Genomic DNA, 1,487 nt, shown 5'->3' with positions numbered 1-1,487 from the left:
GGTACTGCACCGGCCGCAGCGTGCGCGGGCGGCTGGCGAGCGGGGACTCGCGGCCGGAGACGATTGAAGAGACGGCGGAGCTCGTCACCTCGCGGGGTGGGAAGGGCATCGCCGTGCGGGTGGACCACACGGTGGAGGCGGAGGTGGAGGCGCTGTGCGAGCGCATCCGCGCGGAGGCGGGACGGTTGGACCTGCTCGTCAACGACATCTGGGGCGGGGAGTCGCTGCTGGAGCTGGGCACTCCGTTCTGGAAGCAGTCGCCCCAGAAGGCCCGGCTGATGTTCGAGCGCGCCGTCTTCACCCACGTCGTCACCAGCCGCTACGCGGTGCCGCTGATGGTGGAGCGGGACCGGGGGCTCATCGTGGAGGTGACGGACGGGGACTCCTTCGGCTACCGGGGTAGCGTCGCCTACGACGTGACGAAGATGGCCGTCCTCCGGCTGGCCTTCGCGATGTCGCGCGACCTGCGCCGCACGAACGTCACCGCGCTCGCCGTGACGCCGGGCTTCCTGCGCTCGGAGGAGATGTTGGCCCACTTCGGGGTGACGGAGGCGAACTGGCGTGACGCGGCGAAGAAGACCCCGGACTTCATCGCGTCGGAGACGCCCGCCTACGTGGGCCGCGCGGTGGCGGCGCTCGCGGCGGAGCCCGGCGTGAAGGCGCGGGCCGGGCGCGTCTTCGCGTCCTGGACGCTGGCGCGCGAGTTCGGCTTCACCGACGTGGATGGCTCCCAGCCGCACTGGGCCGAGCACTTCGAGAAGGCCTACGGGAAGCCGTACCCCGTCGCGGATGACGCCGCCTATGGGTCGTGGCTCGGGGGCGCCATCGAGACGGTCGCCCCGGACTGGCCCGTCTACTGAAGGCCCGGCGCACCCCGGGCCATCCCCGTGGCCCGGGCAAAGCGATATGGTCCGCCCCGAGAGGTCGCTCACATGGCGAAGGGGCAGAGCAGGAACGGCGGGCCGGAGCGCGTCGACGAGACCCGCGTCGCGCCGCTCGACGACCTGGACGAGACGGAGGAGCTCCGGACCGAACAGACCCGGGTGCCCGTGCCTCCGGACGAGGCGATGGAGGCGCCCGAGGAGACCCGGCCCATGTCGCCCACCACGGGTCGGAAGTCCTGGGGCAACCAGACCCGCGTCGCGCCCACCACGGGCGCGGATCTGCGCGCGTCCGAGCTCGCCGGGTACGAGACCCGCATGAGCGCGCCCCCCGTGCCCGACGAGGACCTGGTCCCGGAGACCCGCGTGTCGGAGCCGCTCGCCCCCACGCCCCGGGCTCGCGGTGGGGAAGGGCGGCCTGGCGACGAGTCCGTGCGTGGCGGCCGAGGCGGCGAAGGGCGGGGAAGCGCCGAGTCCGCGCGCGGCGGCCGTGGCGGTGAAGGGCGGAGCAGTCGCAGCGGCGCCGAGTCCGCGCGCGGCGCCTCTCGTGAGGAAGGCTATGGCCTGCCGGAGATCATCCGCGCGGGCCGGGGCGCGGAGCTGGAC

2 protein-coding genes are annotated in these 1,487 nt (G+C 73.8%); both read left to right on the top strand.

Annotation, left to right across the window (positions count from 1 at the left end):
* Positions 1-860 (top strand): SDR family oxidoreductase (locus tag D7V93_RS42960; RefSeq protein ID WP_120648665.1); only part of this gene is annotated, 860 nt, incomplete at its 5' end.
* Positions 861-932: 72 nt separating this feature from the next.
* The coding region (locus D7V93_RS42955) for a hypothetical protein (protein ID WP_208723350.1) at positions 933-1,487 on the top strand (555 nt) is incomplete at its 3' end.

The sequence above is a fragment of the Corallococcus llansteffanensis genome, from assembly GCF_003612055.1.
In the GTDB taxonomy this organism is placed as follows: Bacteria; Myxococcota; Myxococcia; order Myxococcales; family Myxococcaceae; genus Corallococcus; species Corallococcus llansteffanensis.
The sequence above is the reverse complement of the archived record's forward strand: the minus strand, read 5'-3'. Positions and strand labels throughout refer to the sequence as shown.